Genomic DNA, 22,227 nt, shown 5'->3' with positions numbered 1-22,227 from the left:
TCTGTTTTAAAGATATCTAAAAATAACGTATTTAAAGCTTTAATTCTGCTAATACAGCAACAATCAGAAGCGATCTCCATGCTATCTTCATAGTTGTTTGCTAAAACATCCGAAAATCTGGAGAAAACAGTCTATTTAGGTAATCCTAGTACAGACTTTTTTAGTTTTTTTGTAAAAATTGTGACGTAGTTCTACTTTTTAATTACGAAAGATGGTTAAATCGTAGTCTAAATATTAAAACTATTTTGCAAATAAAAAGTTCCATCACCAAAACTAGGGGGAGATTTGGACATGAAATTTTCATACGCATTATGCCTAGGCTTAAGTTTAAGTGTGACTGCACAGACTGGTTTTTGTGCTGCAACCAGCACCGCATCGAATAACAAACTTACGATGCCTGCTGAACGTACCTCATTGATCGAAAAAGCGATTAATCAGCAAAAATCTGAAGGTAAAGGCCGTACAGACGATAATTTAAAAGTACTTACGTCTATTAAAGCTGCACCGACTCAAAGTTTCTTTGCATCACAAAACCAAAGTTTTTCTCGTTTTGTTCAAGCCATTTTTTCTGGTAGCAACTCATAACGACATCAGCATACTGATGCTGTCCAAGCTATTGTTTTAGACGAGTTCCCCTACTGTCGTCTAAAAAATACTAAAAAACGCCTGATCATTCAATGTTGAATTAAGCATTAAGTGATCAGGCTTTTTCGTTATAATAGATCCCAATTTACATTCTGATTAAAAGCTGATTATGACTGTTCGTACTCGTATCGCACCTTCTCCTACTGGTTTCCCACATGTTGGGACTGCTTATATTGCATTGTTTAACTTATGTTTTGCGAAGCAACATGGCGGTGAATTTATTCTTCGTATTGAAGATACAGACCAACTGCGCTCTACCCCAGAATCTGAGAAAATGATTTTAGATTCATTGCGTTGGTTAGGTTTGAACTGGTCAGAAGGTCCAGATGTGGATGGCCCTCATGCGCCATACCGTCAATCTGAACGTATGGACATTTATAAACAATATGCTTTGGAACTGGTTGAAAAAGGCCATGCATTCTACTGCTTCGCAACAGCAGAAGAACTCGATCAAATGCGTGCGGAACAACAAGCGCGTGGTGAATCACCGCGTTATGACGGTCGTGGCTTAAAACACACTGCAGAAGAAGTGGCACAGCGTTTGGCTGCTGGTGAACCGCATGTCATTCGTATGAAAGTGCCTGAAGAAGGGATTTGTAAATTTAATGACTTACTGCGTGGTGAAGTCGAAATTCCTTGGGCGCAAGTTGACATGCAAATTCTACTGAAAACCGATGGTTTACCGACGTATCACTTGGCAAACGTGGTTGATGACCATTTAATGGAAATCACTCACGTAATTCGTGGTGAAGAATGGATTCCATCTGCGCCTAAACACCAATTATTGTACAAATATTTTGGTTGGGACATGCCTGTACTTTGCCACATGCCGCTGTTACGTAACCCAGATAAATCAAAACTGTCTAAGCGTAAAAACCCAACGTCAATTAACTACTACAAAGACATCGGCGTTTTACCTGAAGCATTATTGAACTACTTAGGCCGTATGGGTTGGTCAATGCCAGATGAAAGTGAAAAATTCACTTTGGCTGAAATGATTGAACACTTTGACATTCAACGTGTATCACTAGGCGGTCCAATCTTTGATGTTGAAAAGTTGAACTGGTTAAATGGTCAATGGATTAAAGGTTTAACACCAGGTCAATTGCTCGACACCCTGCTTGCTTGGAAATCAGATCGTAATACCTTGGAAGAAATTGCGGCTGCGATTCAACCGCGTATTAATTTATTGTCTGAAGCAGTGAATTGGGCAGGTTTTTATTTTAACCAATTCCCAACACTCAGCAAAGAACAGTTTGAAAGCAAAAAATTGACCGAAGAACAAGTTCGTCAAAGCCTTCAATTTGCCATTTGGCGTCTAGAAAGCATGTTCACTTGGAACAATGACACCGTCAGCCAAACTTTGATGGATTTGGCGAACCAAATGGACATTAAACTTCGTGACTTCATGCCAACCTTCTTTATTGCTATTGCTGGTTCGACATCTTCGACACCGGTTATGCAATCAATGGTAACCATTGGTCCTGATTTAACCTTTGCTCGCTTACGTCATGCACTTGAAATTGTGGGCAGCCCGAGTAAAAAAGAAACAAAAGCATGGGAAAAACTCAATGAAAGCTTAAAACTGCCGAAAAATGATGCAGTTGATGAAGCTTAATTGATTTTTTAGTTGACGGATGGGCGTTATCCCCCTAATATAGCGCCCATACCAAGAGATGGTGTCAACCAACTCTAAGTTGCCTCAAATTGTCCCTATCGTCTAGAGGCCTAGGACATCGCCCTTTCACGGCGGTAACCGGGGTTCGAATCCCCGTAGGGACGCCATATTCAAGGTGATGCAAATCATCTTATAAAAAACCCAAGCATTATGACTTGGGTTTTTTATTGCCTAAATTTTATCTGATTTAAATTTACGGTATTTTTGCTTTCTGCGTCATTCTGATTAAAATAAACCATAGATTAAAATTATGGAGTTGCAATGCAATACCGTTGCCCAAAATGTCAAAGCCCTAAAATTATGCCTCTTGCGCAAGCAGGCCAGCCTGTTGCTCGTCCTGTCGTGCCAAAAAGCCTGATTATCCTCATCCCTGCGGTATTTATTCTTTTACTGTTGGTGATTATCAGCATCGCAATGTGGATTTTTGGTGACGGTGCAGGTACTACATTACAAACTGCGACTGTTGTTGTATTTATTGCTTGCTTGATTGCTGGCTTCATGTTCTATCGCGACCTGCCAGATTTCAAAATTTCAATGCAAGGTTTTATGCAATCACAGAAAAAATGGAAATGCCGCGAATGTAATCATGAGTGGGAAATCTAAGCAGGCCCTTTAAATTACATCAGCATTAGTGCTGATGTGATTCATCATGAGAATGCGCGTGATCATCTTGATGATGCCCATGTGCATGATCAGACTTTTGGGTATGTTGGTGTACCACACATTCATCTTCTTCGATTTGTAATGTCATCTCCGTGATTCCATGTTCATGTTGCAACATTTCAATCGCCTCAAAATACAAGGCATTACGATCGGCTTCAGGTGCAAAGAGATGAACTGTCAAATGCACATTCTTTGATGTTATTGCCCAGACCTTTAACTGGTGAATACTCTCTACCCCATTGAGTGCCAATAAATCATTGCGTAACTTTTCTATGTCAATTTCTTCTGGTACACCTTCCAATAAAATATTGATGCTTTGTTTTAATAAAATCCAAGTCCTTGGTAAAACCCAAAAGCCAATGAGCACTGCAATTAGTGTATCGACCCACATCCAGCCCGTAAAATAAATAATCGCTGCACCAATAATTACACCAACCGAACCTAGGGCATCACTCAACACTTCTAGATACGCCCCCTTCACATTCAAGCTTTCTTGTGAACTGGAAAATAAAATACGCATCGAGATTAAGTTAATGATCAAACCAATAACGGCGACCATCATCATACCCATACTTTGAATTTCCGGCGGCGTTGAAAAGCGCTGATAGGCCTCATACAAAATATAAATCGCCACCACAAATAGCATCAAGGCATTAAACAAGGCTGCCAAAATTTCAAAACGCTGATAGCCAAAGGTGCGTTTGTTGTCAGCGGGAAGCTTGCCAATTTTAATCGCGACTAATGCTATAGCAAGGGCTGCAGCATCGGTGAACATATGTGCCGCATCTGACAATAGCGCCAAACTTTGCGTCATAAATCCTGCAATGACTTCAATAATCAAAAACGTCGTGGTCAGTGCTAAGGCAAAACTTAATTTTTTGACATTCCCTTCCGTCACAACGGCATGGCTGTGGTCATGCCCATGATGCTCACTCATTATTTTCTGACCTTTATAAATTATATGTTCTTCAGTCTTGAGCTTAACAGGTGCAGTAAACGTAATAAAATTACATTATTCAACCAACAGCATGGCATTTTACTCTCAAACTTTAAAACTGCTTTTTTCAGCATCTACTTTCAATTTATTAAAAATAATTTTTCGCAATCTAGATGACTGAAATCACTTATAGATATTTTTCAAGAACTATTCACATATCATGACAAGCATGCTAATTTTCATCTTAAGTGTGATCTGTTTAAAACAATTAAATCATTCATCGCAGCGCACGAATGACTGCAATTAATATTTTTATTAATCAAGTGGTTATATTTAGAAACAAGGAGTTTAACAATGATGATACAAGCTCTGAAAAAAGTCTATGCACTGTTATCACAACAGATGAATCCAAAGTTGCAAGGAATGCATCTTTCGGTTCCAGAAGCCGAGGGTAATTATGCCCAAGGGACTTATTTTGAAATTCTTGCGGCTCAACACCATCAAGACTTTCTCAGTCACCATACTATGGATTCAGCAGACCAATCCCCTACTGACTATCGCAATGCTATGTGGAATTTTTTAAGTGCCGCATTAAAAGGTCATAAAGATGCCCAATATCGCTTAGGCCTCGGTTTTTTACGGGGAGAACTCGGCTTGGACCGCAATTATGGACTTGCAGAATTTTGGCTCAGTAAAGCTGCTGCACAAGGCCATGAACATGCAGACTTCGTCTTACATCATGCCTATGAAGACATTGTCGTATAGTCATTGCATCCTAAGTAATAAAAAAACCAGCCCGCAGGCTGGTTTTTTTATTTTAAAACTGGAACTTAGTTGCCAATTTTGCGGTATTTTTGACGCTTTGCAACAAGGTCATCACCATCACGTTTACGACGGTATTCTTCAAATTCATGGTAGTTACCTGTAAAGAATTCAGGTGTTTCACCTTCAAATGACAAGATGTGCGTAGCAATACGGTCGAGGAACCAACGGTCATGCGAGATCACCATGACAGTACCTGGGAATACCAGAATAGCATCTTCAAGCGCACGTAAAGTTTCAATATCCAAGTCGTTTGACGGTTCATCGAGTAAGATGACGTTTGCACCCATTTGCAGGATTTTCGCAAGTTGTAAACGGTTTCGTTCACCACCTGACAATTGACCTACACGTTTTTGCTGATCTTGACCTTTGAAGTTAAAGCGACCGATATACGCACGAGATGCGATTTCGTATTCACCAATTTTCAAGATATCTAAACCGCCAGAAACTTCTTCCCAAACAGTTTTGTTGTCATCTAAGGTGTCACGAATCTGACCAACATAAGCCACTTTAACAGACTCACCCAGTGTAATTGTACCTGTATCTGGTTGTTGTTCGCCTGTCATCATACGGAACAGAGTCGTTTTACCCGCACCGTTTTCGCCCACGATACCTACAATTGCAGCAGGTGGTACAACGAACGATAAATCTTTATAAAGTGTACGGTCACCAAAGGATTTACTAATACCTTCAACTTCTACAACTTTATTACCTAGACGTGGACCAGGTGGAATATAGATTTCAGACGTTTCATTACGCTGTTGGAATTCACGTGAGTTAAGCTCTTCAAAACGCTCCATACGCGCTTTGTTTTTCTTTTGCTGACCTTTGGCATTTGAACGAACCCATTCAAGTTCTTTCTTCAATGCTTTAGCAAAAGATTCTTCTTGCTTCTGCTCTTGCTCTAAACGGGCATTTTTCTGCTCTAACCAAGAAGAGTAGTTGCCTTGGTATGGAATACCCATGCCGCGGTCAAGCTCAAGAATCCACTCTGCCACATTATCCAAGAAGTAACGGTCATGGGTAATCGCAACGATCGTACCTGGGAAATCTTTCAAGAAACGTTCCAACCATGATACTGATGAAGCATCCAAATGGTTCGTTGGTTCATCTAGAAGTAACATGTCTGGTTTAGACAATAACAAACGGCAAAGTGCAACACGACGGCGCTCACCACCAGACAACTTAGATACATCTGCATCCCAAGCTGGAAGGTTTAACGCTGCAGCAGCCTGATCCATTTGGTTCACAATGTTATGTGCATCCCATGAATGGATAATGGCTTCTAACTTCTCTTGTTCTTTTGCAAGTGCATCAAAGTCAGCATCTTCTGCTGCATATTCTGCAAACACTTCATCAAGACGCGCCAAAGCATCTAACGGCTCACGTAAACCGTCTTCAACGTTACCACGAACGTCTTTGCTTTCATCCAATGGCGGCTCTTGTTCAAGGTAACCAATTTTGATACCCGGTTGAGCACGTGCTTCACCTGAGAAATCTTTATCTACGCCCGCCATAATACGAAGCAAGGTAGATTTACCTGCACCGTTTAGACCAAGCACACCAATTTTTGCGCCTGGGAAAAATGATAAAGAGATGTCTTTCAGGATTTCGCGCTTAGGCGGAACCATCTTCGACACACGGTTCATCGTGTAAATATATTGGGCCACTTAGGACTCCTCAATAGTCAAAACATATACGGAACAACACAAAGTTGCCCCTGCTCAATTGAGCGAAAAAATAATCGGCTATTATACGCATAAAGTCGTGAAAAAATAAGGTTTCGCACACGCCTTCAATGCATTGTTACAAGTTTAATGGCGAACAAAATTTAAACATGCGTTTTTAAGCATGATTTCGCTCATCTTTAGCTGAAAATTTTTCAATAATATGAATAATTATGATATTCATTTTATAAATAAAGCACTTTTATTCATATATATAAATGATAGACTATTTAAAAAATTAGCTCACTTAGATGATGTAATCATGACATATAAAGACGAAACTTTAGCAATTCACGCGGGGTATACCCCGGAGCCAACCACCAAAGCGGTTGCGGTGCCGATTTATCAAACCACCTCATATTCCTTTGATAACACACAGCATGGTGCTGATTTATTTGACTTAAAAGTTCAGGGTAATATTTATACCCGCATTATGAATCCAACCACGGCGGTACTTGAACAGCGTGTTGCAGCACTCGAAGGCGGTATAGGCGCACTGGCGTTAGCATCAGGTATGGCGGCCATTACATATGCGATTCAAACCATTGCTGAAGCAGGCGACAATATCGCTTCAGTTTCGACCCTGTACGGCGGCACATATAACCTGTTTGCCCACACCCTGCCGAAACAAGGCATTGAAGTTCGCTTCTTTGATTATCAGAACCCTGAAGCGCTGCGTAGCCTCATCGATGACAAAACCAAGCTGGTCTTTGTCGAATCTATTGGTAACCCATTGGGCAATATTATTGACCTCGAAGCAATTTCGAAAATTGCGCATGAATTTGGCATACCTGTAGTCGTAGACAATACTGTTGCCACACCTGTTCTGCAAAAATCATTTGAATTTGGTGCCGACATCGTGGTGCACTCACTCACAAAATATATTGGCGGTCATGGTAATTCGATCGGTGGCATCATCGTCGATAGCGGCAAATTTCCTTGGGGCAAATACCCTGAACGCTTTAAATCACTCAACACCCCTGATCCAAGCTACCACGGGGTCAATTATGTCGAAGCCTTAGGTGACGCAGCCTACATTGCCCGTGCGCGCGTGGTCCCGCTGCGTAATACAGGCGCTGCGATCAGCCCGCATAATGTATTCTTAATCTTACAAGGTTTGGAAACCTTAAGCCTGCGCATGGAGCGTCATACTGAAAATGCGCAAAAAGTGGCGGAATATTTACAAGCACATCCAAAAGTAAAATGGGTCAACTACGCTGGCCTAAAAGACCATCCTCAGCATGCTTTGGCGCAAAAATATGTCAAAGGCAAACCATCTGCGATTCTTTCATTTGGAGTTCAAGATGGCCTTGCAGGCGGCACGCGTTTCATCGATGCGTTGCAGTTATTTACTCGCCTTGTGAATATTGGTGATGCCAAAAGTTTAGCTTGCCATCCTGCGACCACGACACATCGCCAGCTCAATGAAGATGAACTCAAAGCAGCCGGTGTCAGCGTTGATATGGTTCGTTTATCGATTGGGATCGAGCATGCAGATGACTTGATTGCCGACTTAGAGCAAGCCTTAGCTGCTGTTTAAACCACAAGTGCACAATCCACAGGCCTTATTTTTAAGGCCTGTTTTTATTTCCATTTCATTTAAATAACCCCCACATTATCCGCCTTTCAATTTTGCGCATCTATGACCCTGCTTCTATATTTATTTACAATTTTATTTATCTTGAAAATCGACTTTTTTACGTTGCAACGATGTGGATAAAAGCACTTCTCTTTCACATATTTATGTGTTAAAAATTGAGTAAATAGGGATTTTAATTTAGAGTAAAAACTCTAAATATTTTTTTATTATCAATTACTTATCATATGGCTTTTTTGAAATAAAACGCTATCATACCGCTGACTTAAAACAGCCCTGCACATAGCGTTGTCGGGCCGATAAATGAATACAATAAAACTGATTTAACAGGGAACCTCATCGTGAATTCAAGACTTGAGAAACGTTTCGTTGACCGTGTCAACGGCAAAACCATTTTAATCACGGGTGCATCGAGTGGTATTGGCTTAACCACAGCGCATCGCCTTGCCAATGCAGGCGCACATGTTCTACTGGTTGCACGTACCAAAGAAACTCTTGATGCCGTAAAAGCTGAAATTGAAGCCACTGGCGGTAAAGCCGATGTTTTCCCATGTGACCTCAATGATATGGAATCCATTGATGCTGTGGCACAACAAATCCTCGCTTCCGTCGATCATATTGATATCTTAATTAATAACGCTGGCCGTTCTATTCGCCGTGCCGTGCATGAATCAACCGATCGTTTCCATGATTTTGAGCGCACCATGCAGCTGAACTATTTTGGCGCGGTACGTTTGGTGATGAACCTGTTGCCTAAAATGATGATTCGTCGTGAAGGTCATATCATCAACATCAGTTCGATTGGTGTATTGGCCAATGCAACGCGCTTCTCTGCATATGTTGCGTCTAAAGCCGCATTAGATGCTTTTAGCCGTTGCCTGAGTGCTGAAGTTCACTCGCATAATATTGCCATCACGTCTGTCTACATGCCATTGGTGCGCACACCAATGATCGCCCCAACCAAAATTTATAAATACGTACCAACCCTTTCTCCAGAACAAGCAACCGACCTGATTGCCTATGCCATCGTGAAACGTCCGAAGAAAGTGGCGACCAATTTGGGCCGTTTGGCTTCGATCACCTACTCCATTGCTCCTGACATTAACAATAAACTCATGTCGATTGGTTATAACCTGTTCCCAAGCTCTTCAGCGTCTATTGGTAAGCAAGAAAAACTCAATTGGGTACAAAAAGCATATGCTCGCCTATTCCCTGGTGAACATTGGTAAGACCTGATGCATCCCTAAAAAAGCCCTTATGAGGGCTTTTTTATTGGGTTTTATACGACAACTTTGCTACATTGGGGTGAGATAAAATCAACTTTTATAACAATGAAAACTCAAAATATTGCCATCATCGGTGCAGGTACAGCAGGATTAGCTGCTGCAGCAATGCTTGCTGCTCAAGGCCATCAGATCTGCTTATATGAAAAAGTCTCACAACTTGAACCTGTGGGTGCAGGATTATTATTACAACCTGCCGGACTGGCAGTTTTCGAACATTTAGGCATTTTGGAACATGCCTTAAGCCTTGGCGCTGTGGTAACTGGTCTTGAAGGTCAACTGGCTGGCGGCGACTTGCTGATAAACAGTCATTATCGACAAGCCGATGAACGTTCATATGGACTCGGCATTCACCGTGCCACGCTCTGTCATGTCCTCGCATCCAAAGTCCGTGAATATCCTCAACACGTTGAGTTGTGCATGGCGCATGAAGTGCATGAACTTCAAGAATCCAGTGAGGGTATAAACGTAATTGGGCAGTCCGCAGATCAATCTTTTCAACGTCAATTTGATCTCGTGCTGATTGCCAATGGCGCACGCAGCCATTTACGCCCTAATGCATGGGAAAAGCTCAACCAAGCCTATCCTTGGGGGGCGAAGTGGATCATCGTGCCTGAATGCGAAGTACTCAATCCGCAGATCTTGCATCAGTTCTATGACCGTTCCAATATCATGATGGGTGTGATGCCAACGGGAGCAATTCCAACGCAGCCTGAACAGCGCCTTTCGAGCATTTTCTGGAGTTTGCCTACAGAAGATTTAGAGGGATTCTTAAAAACAAAGAACGCACAGCAGCAATGGTTGCTTGAAGTTTCAAAACGCTGGCCGAGTATTGCAGAATGGTTAGCGCATGTGATTCCACATCCAGATGATCCGCAGCAATGGCTATCTGCAAATTATCGTGATGTGGTGCTGAGCAAACTTGGTGAAGGTCGTATCGGCATATTAGGCGATGCTGCTCATGCCATGAGTCCACAGCTTGGACAAGGCGCCAATATGGCTTTGCTCGATGCATGGGCCATCAGTCAAGCTCTGCTTCAATATCAACAGGACTCCTCACTGCAAAACCTCTGGCAGGAGTATCATCAGCTACGGTTGTCATCCGTGCGATTTTACCAATTTTTTAGTCGCTTGCTGACTCCTTTTTATCAATCACATCATCGCTGGACAGCGCCGCTGCGTGATTTTTCATTTCGTGCTATGTATCAGCTGCCGTTTTTCCGCAAAGAAATGGCGATTACGATTTCCGGCTTAAAAACGGGTGCATTTGGGCACATGAATTATGCTGACATTGCCCGAAAGCCTGCAGATGATTCTGCGGCTGAACTGCGCAATTTAAAATTTGATTAAGAATTAACTCCCCATCATTCTCTTGATGGCTTACACTATAGTGCTGCTCAAATGCTGCGGCATTTATTTTTTGATTTTTGAATTGGTGAAATCCTCATGAACAACCTGCAATGGCTCGATGAAGTAAAATTTAACGAACAAGGCTTAGTGCCTGCTATTGCACAGCATCATCAAAGTGGGCGCGTATTGATGGTGGCATGGATGAACCGTGAAGCCTTGGCGCAAACTGCAGAAAAAAATCAAGCGGTGTACTTTTCACGTTCACGCAATAAGCTATGGCATAAAGGTGAAGAATCTGGCCATTTCCAAACCGTACATGAAATCCGTTTGGACTGTGATGCTGACGTGATTGTGCTACAAATTGAACAGCATGGCGGCATTGCCTGCCATACCGGCCGTGAGTCATGCTTCTACCGCAAGCTTACTGCCAATGGCTGGGAAATTGTCGATGCGCAATTAAAAGATCCGGCTGCAATTTATGGTGCAAAATCAGCAAATCCACATACCCTTGCGATGAATGCATCCAATGTGCAATCTGAGCAAGTCGAAGTACTCGACTACTTAGGTAAAATGATGGCTGAACGCAAACAAGCTGATCCTGAGTCCTCTTATGTGGCAAAGCTTTACCATAAAGGCCTCAACAAAATTTTAGAAAAAATCGGTGAAGAAAGTGTTGAAACCATCATTGCCGCTAAAGATTTCAAAATCGAAGCCAATGAAGACAACAAAAACGATTTGATTTACGAAGTAGCAGACCTTTGGTTCCATACCATTGTGATGTTGGGTTATTTCGATATTGATCCTCAATTGGTACTTAACGAACTCGCTCGTCGTCAAGGCCTTTCCGGTTTGGTTGAAAAAGCCAACCGTCAGCACTAAGACGCAACCGTGCCAGATCTTAAAAAACCGACCGCGACCTATGAGCAGGCCACCGCCATAGATAACGCACGTCTTGGTAAATCATTTAAAGTGATTGCCTATGCTGGCACAGGTAAAACAACCACACTGCAAATGATCAGTGATGCCATGCCTCAGCGGCGTGGCATGTACTTGGCCTTTAACAAAGCCATTGCCACCGAAGCACAGAATCGTTTTCATCAAAATGTCGACTGTCGAACCTTCCACTCATTGGCTTATCGTAGTGTTCCACGTGGAGTGACTGACAAACTGCGTCTACCACGTTTAAGTCCGAGCTTTATTGCCAAAGAATATCGACTAGAACCGATCACCTTACGTCGTATGATGGGCGGTCGTTATGAAAAATATGTACTCATGCCTTCGCGTTTGGCAAGTCTGGTGGCAAACGCTGTCAGTTATTTCTGTTCGACCAGTTCACAGTACCCTGCCCCACGACATCTACAAGCACCGAGTTGGCTGCATCCGGACGATATCGAAAGCTTACAAAAGCATTTGTATCCTGCCATTGAACGTCGTTGGTTAGAGTCGATTGATCCGAACCATGCAGCAGGGATTGGACACGATATTTATTTAAAACTTTGGGCTTTGTCTGAACCGAATATTCCTGCGGATTATGTGCTGTTCGATGAAGCTCAAGATGCTGACCCGCTAATGCTAGGGATTTTACTGAAACAGCGGAATACCCAAGTCATCTATGTTGGCGATGCGCATCAACAAATTTATGCATGGCGTGGCGCAGTCAATGCCATGCAGCAACTCCCTTTACCTGAATCCCGTTTAACCACGTCTTTCCGTTTTGGTGAAGAAATTGCCTTGAACGCCAATGCTCTACTGGGCGCATTGAACGAAACCGTGCCTTTATTGGGTAATCCGCAGCTCAACTCTAAAGTGGTCAATAAGCCACATACCAAGATGCGCGATGCCATTTTATGTCGTACCAATGCACGTGCGATGGAACTGTTATTGGCGGGTTTGGTTAAGGGCGAAAAAGTTAGCCTGCAAGCAGATCATGCGCGACTCAATCGTTTTGTCGATGCTGCAGCCATGCTCAAGCAAGGCAAGCGCGTAGTCGATGTCCCAGAGCTTGCGTGGTTTAACTCATGGCATGATGTGCATGAATATTGTGAAACCAATGACGGCAGCGATATTAAACCGCTGGTGAAGTTGGTCGATGACCACGGTACTGACCCACTGAAAAAGGCGCTGGCGAAAATCACCCCGATTGATCAAGCCGACTACATCATCTCGACCGCCCATAAAGCCAAAGGTTTAGAATGGGATCGAGTACATATTGAAGATGACTACCAATTTAAGCTCAACGATAAAGATTATAAAATTAGTGACGAAGAGTTACGGTTACTTTACGTGGCTTGCACACGTGCTAAAGTAAGTTTAAATATCCATCATATTTATGACTTGATGCAGCACTTAAAACGTCAAATGCCCAAATCTTTGGCACAAGCGGTCAGCTAGTATGATGAAAAAGGTGAATAAACAATAAATCAGTAAAAGGTGCACCATGAAATTACAATCGATCCAACTCAAGCACACCCTTCATTTTACTGATATCACCCTCAATTTTAATTACCACGATCTGCCGATCACCTTAATTTTGGGTGATCAAAGTTCTGGAAAAACCTCCCTACTACGCTTTAGTTATCAGGCCCTCACTTGGTTCGCTGCACGTTATAAAGATTTACGCACCGCAGGCGTGGTAATGCTCGATCAAGACATCATGTTAAATCGCTTGCAATCGAAACTTGATATTCAAGTCAGTTTTCCCGAAGACATTGGCTCATTTCAGCTTTCAAGTGATCAACAAGACCAAGACCCACAATGTTGTTCATGGCAATTGTACAAAACCTTAAACAGTCAAGGCGTCGGCCTCAGTAAGGCCGAAACACAGCAATTAGAATCGATGGTTGCGCTGTATCAAAAAGCCCTCAAAGCCGATCCGTTACAAGGGTTGCCACTCATTGCCTATTACCCTGCTGAACGTTTCGTCAACGATGTGAATATTCTCAATAAAAATAATCCTGCTATTTTTCAGCCTTCGCATGCTTATGAAATATCGGCCATTCCCTTTACCACGTTTATTCGTTTTTTTGAGTGGTTTCGAGAAATATCCGACATTGAAAATGCGCAAAGTGCCGAATTAATTCAAAATTTATTACATCCTAAAACCCAAGCCAATATACCCAACGCATCAGACACGCCTCTTTTTGGGCATAAACTAGCACAAGCTCAGGCCGACCTACACGCGCCGTCACTCAGATCATTAAAACAAGCTTTAGAGACCGTGTTGCCCGATGTGAGCAATATTTATCTGCAATATCACCCCAAATTACAGTTAATGGTCTGCTATCAAGGCAAAGACATGTTATTTCAACAGCTGTCGAATAGTGTGCGCAACCTTGTGGCCTTAATTGGTGATATTGTACGTCGCCTCTGTCTACTCAATCCTCATAGCTTATATCCATGCCAAGAAGGTGACGGTATTTTATTGATCGACGCCATAGACCACCAACTCGATCAAAACATGACTCAAGTGATTTTGACCCGTTTAAATCAAGCGTTTCCACGACTCCAAATCATTGCCAGCGGCAACCGTCCCGAACTGCTGGAACAGGCTTCTCGCTTTCAGTGCTTACAATTACAGAATAAAAAGCTCAGTGAGATTCAGCCTGAAAAACTACAAGAAACCTATGATCAAATTTATCAGCAGTTGCAACTCGGATCTAAACCATCGCTTCCACCTAAAACTGAAGAGACTGAATTAAATGAGCCGCTGAATAATCCGGATATCACCCAGCACATGTTGCAATTAATTCAGACACAACTGACCGAGCAACAGCAACAAGAATTGGTTAGGGCTTTATCACAGCGAGGTGATCAGGACATTACGATCCAACCGCTGAGTTAAAATACTGAGGTTGATTGACTGAGTGTAATCCATAGCCTCGATGAATAAATATTCAGCAATAAGGCCGCAATAGATGTCTATACAGTTTCGTCAGGCGTATAATGTGTAAGTGGTTCATAAAAAAGATTGATGTTGTTTTACGCATGTAATATGATCGGTTTTATTTGCAATTTTCATAGTAACATCGGAAATTGCTATCGCTTCACGAGTTGCGCAACACAGCTTGTTTTTAATTTTTTGACACACATGGCTTTCAAGATTGAATTTTTGGACTGCTCTTTGCTGTCCTGTAATCCTTGAAAGATGAAATACACCTAGGTTTCACCGCCTAATCATGACAATGGATACGAGTGTGCTACCGATTATTATATTGTTACCGTTAATACTAGGCACAACACTTGTCTCGTGGTTGAAGCAATTCTCTCGCGGGGTAACAGCTTTAGGGGCGATTGGCGTCAGCCTCAGCAGTTTAGTTTTATTATTGAGTCAGGCTCAAGATGTATTTAATGGCAAAACCATCATTCAAACATGGCCATGGCTCACTCAAGTTGGCATTGATTTCAGTTTCCGTCTTGATGCACTGGGCTTATTGTTTTCCCTGCTCATTACCGGGATCGGCACCTTAATTTATATCTATGCCTACTATTATTTAAGTCCAAAGAATTCGCTCAGTAAACTGTATTTTTTATTGATGCTGTTCATGGCTGCCATGCTCGGCATTTCATTGTCTAATAATTTAATTTTATTGCTTATTTTCTGGGAACTTACCAGCATTTCATCTTTCCTTTTGGTTGGTTACTGGAGCAATTACGACGCAGCTCAGCGTGGCTCTCGAATGGCTTTGACCATTACAGGTATGGGTGGTTTATGTATGCTGGGTGGTTTTGTTCTGTTGGCGCAAATCACGGGCACCTATCAGATTGATCAAATCCTAACGATGAGTAGCCAAATTCAGCAGCACTCGCTTTTTGTACCCACACTGCTATTAATATTAATGGGAGCATTTACTAAAAGTGCGCAGTTCCCTTTCCATTTTTGGTTGCCAAATGCTATGGCGGCACCGACCCCCGTCTCGGCTTATTTACACTCTGCCACAATGGTGAAAGCCGGAATTTTCCTGCTTGCACGCTTATTACCGATTTTTGCAGGCGCTGTGTTGTATCACAACTTGGTCACCTTTATTGGCTTATTTACCTTATGTATGGCGGCCTTTTTTGCCATTTTCAAAGAAGATTTAAAAGGGCTTTTGGCCTATTCCACCATCAGCCATTTAGGTCTGATTGTTTGCTTACTGGGGATCGGTTCTCCCCTTGCAGTTGCGGCTGCCATTTTCCATATCATTAACCATGCGACCTTCAAAGCAGCCTTGTTTATGATCGCAGGGATTATTGACCACGAATCAGGTACACGCGATTTACGAAAACTCTCTGGTTTATGGCAATTACTTCCGTTTACCGCAACGCTAACCATGATCACTGCGGCCTCTATGGCAGGTGTCCCATTAACCAATGGTTTCCTCTCTAAAGAGATGTTCTTTACTGAGCTTTTAGCCAATCTAACTGGGCCTGTGATGATCGTATCAGCCATCATTGCCACCTTTGCCGGTATCTTTGCTGTCGCGTATTCAGTACGTTTAGTTCACGGGGTGTTTTTTGATGGTCCACTGGGGAAAGAAATTCCCAATAAAGAAGCACATGAACCACCGTTTGGTATGCGCGCACCAGCAACATTACTGGCTGCTTTATGTATTTTAGTTGGATTATTCCCTGCCCTATTGGTTGAGCATATAGTCAACAGCACAGCACGTGCGAGTATTCAAAACCCTGCGTTTGAAGGTGCCCATTTAGCGATTTGGCATGGTTTAAATGCACCGCTTTTGATGAGTGTAATAGCACTATTGGGTGGTTTAATTTTCTACTTCGCATTGGCAAAGGGCGGCAAATTACGCCGGATCGACTTAGATCCATTTTTGGGTCGTTTGCAAGGTAAAGTGCTGTTCGACTTATTTTTAAAATATCTTTTACTCAGCTCAAGAAAATTTCGTCGCTTTACTGAAAACGGCAAATTACAAAGCTATGTATTGTGGATTTTAATCTTTAGTGTAGCCATCGTCATCGTTCCATTTTGGCTACAAGGCATCGGGACAGGCAGTCGTGAACTGGTACATGCACCGGTCATCGCGATCGTTCTGTGGCTATTATTATTCTCTGCATGTTGGATGATGCTTTGGTTCCACCATGAACGTATTAAAGCCGTCCTCATCAGTGGTGCAGTCGGTCTAGTTGTGACCATGGTGTTTATCTGTTTCTCCGCTCCCGATTTGGCGTTAACACAGATTACTGTTGACGTGGTGACCACCGTGCTCTTACTCATGAGCTTATCGTTATTACCACAGCTCACCCCTTATGAGTCGAGCGTGTCACGTCGTTGGCGAGATGCATTGATTGCGATTATTGCAGGTCTAGGGATTGCATGGATTTCATGGTTGATCATGACCCGTGATCATAACTCCATTTCATGGTTCTTCATGCAGCAGTCTATCCCACTTGGTGGTGGTACCAATGTGGTCAACGTGATCTTGGTGGACTTCCGTGGTTTCGATACCTTTGGTGAAATTACCGTACTGGGAATTGCTGCAATTGGTACGCTATGCATGATGGATGGTATGCGTGCTCATGGCACCACCATTACGCAAGGTCTGACCTATCGTTTTAATCCGTCGCCACTGATGTTCCGTATTACCTCATCTTGGATTTTGCCTTTGGCCTTGGTGATCAGTCTGTATATTTTCCTACGGGGTCATAACTTACCTGGCGGTGGCTTTATTGCAGGTTTAATTACCTCTTTAGCCTTAGTGATTCAATATATCGCGCTCGGTCAAGACCGTGCTGAACAATTGATTGGTGCAAAATCAGGTCGCTTATATGAAGTGTGGATTGGTATTGGTTTAACCATTGCGGGTTTGACAGGGATCGCTGCTTGGCTATGGGGCCGCCCATTCCTGACCAGTGCTCATATCTATGTCTCACCACCCATTTTAGGTGAAATGCACCTTGCCTCCGCTGCCCTCTTCGACACAGGTGTCTACATCACTGTTGTGGGTGCGACGATGTTAATGATTTCCGTCTTAGGCGACTCGCGTCACTCGAGTATGTCTGGTCCAGTTCCAAGAGGCGAATAAGATGATTAGTTTAGAATTTTTACTCGCTTCAGCCATTGGCTTACTGACCGCAACAGGGGTATACCTGATTTTGCGGGCACGTACCTTTCCTGTCGTGCTGGGTTTAGCCATGATTGGCTATGCTGTGAACTTATTTTTATTTGTCATGGGACGTATTCATGTCAACGCACCGGCTGTGTTAACGGAAACAACCAAAGCGACCGATCCTTTACCACAAGCCTTGGTCCTAACCGCCATTGTGATTGGCTTTGCGACCACTGCCTTTATCGTACAATTGGCTCTGCGTAGCCGCTATGAAACCGGAACAGATCATGTGGACTCCAAAGAAGAAATACCGCAAATTGACCCGCGGGAGGATGAGCCATAATGCATGACTTCATCCAATTTTGGACTACCCACAGCCCGATTTTCAGTATTTTAATTCCTGCAATTACTGCATTTATTTTAGTCCTGTTGGGCAACCCCGGCTCTGGCTCGTTGGCACATGACTGGCGACAACCTTGGCGGCGTGGAATCAGCTATGTTTCTGGCATCCTTGGGCTGATCACATCTATCAGTTATTTGATGATCGCCAGCTCTGGCCAAGTCTTGGTTTATAACCTGAGTGAATGGGCCGCACCGTTTGGTATTGTCTTAGTTCTAGATCGACTCTCAGCATTCATGTTGGTACTGACTTATGGTCTTGCTGTGCCTGTGATGTGGTTTGCCAGCAAAGAATGGGATGAGCGTGGTCGTTATTTCCATGCCATGTGCCATTTCTTACTGATGGGTTTGTGTGGTGCGTTCCTAACAGGCGATTTATTTAACCTATTTGTCTTCTTTGAAATCCTGTTGATGGCATCGTACGTTTTGCTCTTACACGGCCAAGGCAAAGCACGTTTTCAATTGGGGATTCATTACGTCACCATTAACCTATTTGCCTCTGCCCTCTTCCTGATTGGACTCGGGATGATTTATGGCAGTGTAGGTAGCTTAAATATGGCAGATGTTGCACGACTTATGCCTTTGCTTGAAGCGGATCAACATCGTATTGCTGTAGCTGGTGCATTGTTACTGTTTACCGTCTTTGGCATCAAGGCAGCAATGCTGCCTGTAGGGTTCTGGTTACCGAAGACCTATGCTGTGGCAACCACTCCTGTCGCAGCCTTGTTCACCATTATGACCAAGGTCGGCATCTATGCCATTCTCCGTGTTAATGGCACTGTGTTTGACGATGGGATTAGCCGTGAAATCTTACAGCAGTGGCTATTACCGATTGGCTTAGTAACCTCGCTCTATGGTGCTTATGGTGCAATCGGAACGGATCGTTTACGTCGTTTTGTCGGTTTTATGATTTTGTCTTCTATCGGCACAATATTGGTTGCGATTTCACTCTTTAATACGGATGCATGGGCTGCAGGACTTTATTACCTGATTCACAGTACCATTATTGGTGCAGCTTTTTATATTCTATCGGGTTGGATTACCTCACAACGCGGCGAATTTAAAGATCATTTTAAACTTGCGCCCCGCATGAAACAGCATAATACAGTTGCTGTCTGCTATTTCATCATTGCGTTGATGATGGCTGGTCTACCACCATTTAGCGGCTTTTTGGGTAAAGTATTTATCTTACAAGCAACAGCCAATTCACCTTACCAAATCATGATTATTTTAATTGTTTTGTTGGTGAGTTTACTCAGTATCATGGCATTTACCCGCGCTGGTTTTGTACTTTTCTGGCGTTCATCTCGTCCAGAAGATGATAGTGATACTGAAGAATATCAACGCTATCAGGCTTTGCCGTATAAGGCTCCGCTACGCAATGACAAGACCATTTATCTACTATTAACAGCGCTTGTGGGATATATGGTCTTTGCTGCACCAATCTATGACTATACCTACAAAACTGCGCAGCAAATTCAAGACAACCCATTATATGAATCGTTGCTATTGAAAAAGGATAAAGAAGGTCAAATTATCAGTGTTCAACCTTATGATCCTGAAAATTTACCTGAAACCAAATATGGTGGCGAATCAGCGGATCCAAATGCACACCTCATCCCTGCATTGATTGCGCCTGAAACCCTAAATGGCGAACATATTTCTGAATATAAGCGACGCCAAATTCAGGGACAGCAACAAGAAGAAAAATTGCCTGAAGAGACCCAGCTGAAACCGATGGAGGTACCTTAACATGGCGACACTATCTTTATTTAATCGCTGGTTTCCGCATCCATTGGTATCAGTCATGGTTGGTCTGAGCTGGGTGATGTTAGCGCACAGTTTAGATGCGGCCACACTATGCATGGCCTTGGTTTTAGCAATTGTTATTCCGCGAATGGTTCGCCCTTTTATTGATCGAACACCGAATATCAACTGGCTGGCAGCATGTAAATTATTCTTTGTAGTGTTATGGGATATTATTGTCAGTAATATCCATGTTGCAAAACTCGTCCTTGGTCCGACACATAAATTGCATCCGAAATGGTTCCGTGTTCCTCTCGATACACAGCATGAAGAAGTCAATTCTCTGCTTGCGATGATCATCACCACGACACCCGGTACGGTGTCTGCCGGAATTGACCAAGACCGTGGTGATATTTTGGTCCATGCTCTGAGCACGGATGATCCTGAAGCAGAAATTCAAACCATTAAAGAGCGCTATGAACGCCCTCTCATCCTCATTTTTGGCGCTGATACAGGAGAGTCTTCATGACAATTTTACCTTATGCGCTTGGCATTTGTTTAGTTGCGGTGACGATCTCGATGTTACTGTGCCTCATCCGCTTGGTGATGGGACCTTCAGTTGTGGACCGACTACTTGCTTTAGATACTTTGTTCTTAAATGCCACCTGCTTAATCGTCATTTTAGGTATTTATTGGGCAAGTACATCAATGTTTGAAGGGGCTTTATTGGTTGCCATGCTGGGGTTTGTATCTACAGCTGCTTTAGCGCGTTATTTCACTACTGGCCACGTCATCGACTAGGAGTCCTTTAATATGCAATTAGTCATGGAAATTTTGGTCTCGATTTTTTTGGTGATTGGCGCTTTTTTCATGTTGGTCGGCGGTATTGGCATGGTTCGCCTACCTGACTTATTTATGCGACTGCACGCACCGACTAAATCAAGCACCTTAGGCTTAGGAAGTTTTCTAATTGCTGCAATTATTTATGCAGCATTTCAAGGCCGTTTTGGATTTGCAGAAATCCTGATCACGCTTTTTGCTTTTATCACTGCACCGGTTTCTGCAAACCTCATGGCACAAGCGGCATTACATTTACGACTGCGCTCGATGAGTGGTGAGGCACCAGAAGCTCTGAATCGCCCTCTTCCTTGGCAGCGAACTCGGCGCCGTGCATTTCACTCTAAACTCCATTCAAAACCGGAGGATCTGGATTAAATCTAGATCCAGTTTTGATTATGTCTTCGAGCTAAAAAATCTTTGATTCGCATCCACATTTTTTCAAATACGCTACTTTGAGCCATATATTGCAAACGCTTATGGTTATAAGGTGTTTTTTTTAAACCATACTGCCTAGCTAAATCAATCAGTAAGTTAATCTTAAAACTACTTTGAAAATTGTTATACCAGCCAGGCTGATTCTGGCTCATCTCAAGATTCGCCAATTCATAAAACAGCTGTGCCATCACGGCATCCTGTCTTGAAACAAAATTCTTCCGCTCACTGATTTGTAAGCTGACCTGTTCTCGTATGGCATCGTATTCCGCTGTTGTGGGTTTGCGCTGATCACTCCAATGTCCATCAGGAACATAGCCTGTTCCATAATGTACATTTAACAATGGATATTCATGAAAATATTTTGGTGTCGCGCGCTTGGTTTTGGCTTCTAAAATATTCAGATGAATCCATTCACTTCCAAGGTGAATCGTTGGATCACGTTTCATACCTTCAGCAATCCATCTTTTGGCCTGTGGAATATTGCCAATCAACTCATATGCAGTACCTAAATTCACTGCAGTCTTTGGTAAACCTGGATGCTCTTTTTCAATTTCACTTAAAACCATAATGGCTAAATCGTATTTACCTGCATAAATCTGATGTACGGCATAATCATTTTCTGCCTGATAGTCTATTGGGCTAGGATGCCTTGATACAAAGTTATTCAATTTCTCGTCATGATGTTCTTCGCGTTGATTTTCTTTTTGTGAATCAGATGTATAAAAATCTTCTACATAGGTATTTAAACATGCCCAACTTGGCATAGTAATAAATAATGCGCTACTCAAAAAGATTATTTTTTTCAATTCATTAGACTTCTTTCATAATTCATTTTTTGCTCAGCTCTAAATTATAGATTCCCGCAATTAAATTAAATCTTAAGCCCAGTCTTTTTCCTCGATTACGATATCGCTCGGCAAGGATTTTGAAAGTTTTAAACTACCAAATACATGCTCAACCCCAATTCTTCTTTTGTTGATTTCTTGATTATAGATTTTTAGTTCAGGATCCAAATTACAGCGCTTTTTTGCTTTTAATGGCAACAAGCTATTTGGATAC

Annotated in this window: 19 protein-coding genes, 1 tRNA gene and 1 pseudogene; 17 read left to right on the top strand and 4 right to left on the bottom strand. The window is 42.6% G+C overall.

The genetic code is table 11. The annotated features are described in order from the left end of the window. Positions 1–291 precede the first annotated feature (291 nt). The 4 genes from FTU29_RS08420 (at position 292) to FTU29_RS08405 (ending at position 2,926) form a co-directional block, all read left to right on the top strand. Positions 292–585 (top strand): hypothetical protein, encoded by a 294-nt coding sequence (locus FTU29_RS08420; protein WP_078192541.1) that lies wholly within the window; start codon positions 292–294, stop codon positions 583–585. A gap of 169 nt (positions 586–754) precedes the next feature. Further along, the gene (gltX, locus tag FTU29_RS08415) at positions 755–2,263 is read left to right on the top strand and encodes a glutamate--tRNA ligase (RefSeq protein ID WP_180121360.1); all 1,509 of its coding nucleotides are present in this window, start codon (positions 755–757) and stop codon (positions 2,261–2,263) included. Positions 2,264–2,354: 91 nt separating this feature from the next. Further along, a tRNA-Glu gene (locus tag FTU29_RS08410) sits at positions 2,355–2,430 on the top strand. A 154-nt stretch (positions 2,431–2,584) separates the two neighbouring features. Next, positions 2,585–2,926 (top strand): hypothetical protein, encoded by a 342-nt coding sequence (locus tag FTU29_RS08405; protein ID WP_078189395.1) that lies wholly within the window; start codon positions 2,585–2,587, stop codon positions 2,924–2,926. A gap of 25 nt (positions 2,927–2,951) precedes the next feature. Here the strand turns inward: FTU29_RS08405 and FTU29_RS08400 are convergent, their stop codons facing one another. After that, positions 2,952–3,923, bottom strand: a complete 972-nt coding sequence (locus FTU29_RS08400; protein WP_180042170.1) for a zinc transporter — start codon at positions 3,921–3,923, stop codon at positions 2,952–2,954. 354 nt (positions 3,924–4,277) lie between these two features. Here FTU29_RS08400 and FTU29_RS08395 point away from each other — a divergent pair, with 354 nt between their 5' ends. After that, positions 4,278–4,688, top strand: a complete 411-nt coding sequence (locus tag FTU29_RS08395; protein WP_180121358.1) for an SEL1-like repeat protein — start codon at positions 4,278–4,280, stop codon at positions 4,686–4,688. Positions 4,689–4,753: 65 nt separating this feature from the next. On the opposite strand, the gene ettA is transcribed toward FTU29_RS08395, so the two are convergent. Further along, positions 4,754–6,415, bottom strand: a complete 1,662-nt coding sequence (gene ettA / locus FTU29_RS08390) for an energy-dependent translational throttle protein EttA (RefSeq protein WP_078192544.1) — start codon at positions 6,413–6,415, stop codon at positions 4,754–4,756. Positions 6,416–6,734: 319 nt separating this feature from the next. Here ettA and FTU29_RS08385 point away from each other — a divergent pair, with 319 nt between their 5' ends. The 12 genes from FTU29_RS08385 to FTU29_RS08330 all read left to right on the top strand — a co-directional run bounded on the left by FTU29_RS08385 (position 6,735) and on the right by FTU29_RS08330 (position 21,108). Continuing rightward, complete coding sequence (locus FTU29_RS08385; protein WP_180024276.1) at positions 6,735–8,012, top strand: O-acetylhomoserine aminocarboxypropyltransferase/cysteine synthase family protein; 1,278 nt, start codon at positions 6,735–6,737, stop codon at positions 8,010–8,012. Positions 8,013–8,410: 398 nt separating this feature from the next. Beyond that, positions 8,411–9,298 carry an SDR family NAD(P)-dependent oxidoreductase gene (locus FTU29_RS08380; RefSeq protein ID WP_180024275.1) on the top strand — a complete coding sequence of 296 codons (888 nt, stop codon included), beginning with the start codon at positions 8,411–8,413 and terminating at the stop codon, positions 9,296–9,298. Positions 9,299–9,400: 102 nt separating this feature from the next. After that, a complete protein-coding gene (locus FTU29_RS08375) occupies positions 9,401–10,702 on the top strand; it encodes an NAD(P)/FAD-dependent oxidoreductase (protein WP_180121356.1) in 1,302 nt (433 codons plus the stop codon). 96 nt (positions 10,703–10,798) lie between these two features. Beyond that, a complete protein-coding gene (gene hisIE / locus FTU29_RS08370) occupies positions 10,799–11,581 on the top strand; it encodes a bifunctional phosphoribosyl-AMP cyclohydrolase/phosphoribosyl-ATP diphosphatase HisIE (RefSeq protein WP_180121354.1) in 783 nt (260 codons plus the stop codon). 9 nt (positions 11,582–11,590) lie between these two features. After that, complete coding sequence (locus FTU29_RS08365; protein ID WP_111884125.1) at positions 11,591–13,093, top strand: UvrD-helicase domain-containing protein; 1,503 nt, start codon at positions 11,591–11,593, stop codon at positions 13,091–13,093. Between the two features lie 46 nt (positions 13,094–13,139). Further along, a complete protein-coding gene (locus tag FTU29_RS08360; protein ID WP_180121352.1) occupies positions 13,140–14,543 on the top strand; it encodes an AAA family ATPase in 1,404 nt (467 codons plus the stop codon). Positions 14,544–14,883: 340 nt separating this feature from the next. Next, entirely contained in the window at positions 14,884–17,724 is a 2,841-nt protein-coding gene (locus tag FTU29_RS08355; RefSeq protein WP_180121492.1) for a monovalent cation/H+ antiporter subunit A, read from the top strand. A gap of 1 nt (position 17,725) precedes the next feature. Then, complete coding sequence (locus tag FTU29_RS08350; protein WP_078189407.1) at positions 17,726–18,091, top strand: Na+/H+ antiporter subunit C; 366 nt, start codon at positions 17,726–17,728, stop codon at positions 18,089–18,091. Further along, positions 18,091–19,899 (top strand): monovalent cation/H+ antiporter subunit D, encoded by a 1,809-nt coding sequence (locus FTU29_RS08345; protein ID WP_180121350.1) that lies wholly within the window; start codon positions 18,091–18,093, stop codon positions 19,897–19,899. The genes FTU29_RS08350 and FTU29_RS08345 overlap by 1 nt, the downstream gene beginning before the upstream one ends. Before the next feature lies 1 nt (position 19,900). Continuing rightward, positions 19,901–20,422 (top strand): Na+/H+ antiporter subunit E, encoded by a 522-nt coding sequence (locus FTU29_RS08340; RefSeq protein ID WP_180121348.1) that lies wholly within the window; start codon positions 19,901–19,903, stop codon positions 20,420–20,422. Continuing rightward, complete coding sequence (locus tag FTU29_RS08335; protein ID WP_078192553.1) at positions 20,419–20,694, top strand: monovalent cation/H+ antiporter subunit F; 276 nt, start codon at positions 20,419–20,421, stop codon at positions 20,692–20,694. Before FTU29_RS08340 ends, FTU29_RS08335 begins: the two co-directional genes overlap by 4 nt. A 12-nt stretch (positions 20,695–20,706) precedes the next feature. Next, entirely contained in the window at positions 20,707–21,108 is a 402-nt protein-coding gene (locus FTU29_RS08330; RefSeq protein ID WP_180121346.1) for a Na+/H+ antiporter subunit G, read from the top strand. Between the two features lie 2 nt (positions 21,109–21,110). Here FTU29_RS08330 and FTU29_RS08325 read toward each other — a convergent pair whose 3' ends face one another. Both FTU29_RS08325 and FTU29_RS17660 read right to left on the bottom strand, forming a co-directional pair. Next, a complete protein-coding gene (locus FTU29_RS08325; protein ID WP_180121344.1) occupies positions 21,111–21,956 on the bottom strand; it encodes a M48 family metallopeptidase in 846 nt (281 codons plus the stop codon). A gap of 40 nt (positions 21,957–21,996) precedes the next feature. After that, positions 21,997–22,118 (bottom strand): annotated as a pseudogene (locus FTU29_RS17660) (IS5/IS1182 family transposase); the annotation flags it as partial. Positions 22,119–22,227 lie beyond the last annotated feature (109 nt).

It is taken from the genome of Acinetobacter sp. YH12086 (assembly GCF_013419345.1).
Lineage (GTDB): Bacteria > Pseudomonadota > Gammaproteobacteria > Pseudomonadales > Moraxellaceae > Acinetobacter > Acinetobacter amyesii.
Note: the sequence above shows the minus strand (reverse complement) of the source record. Positions and strands in the feature narration are given on the sequence as shown.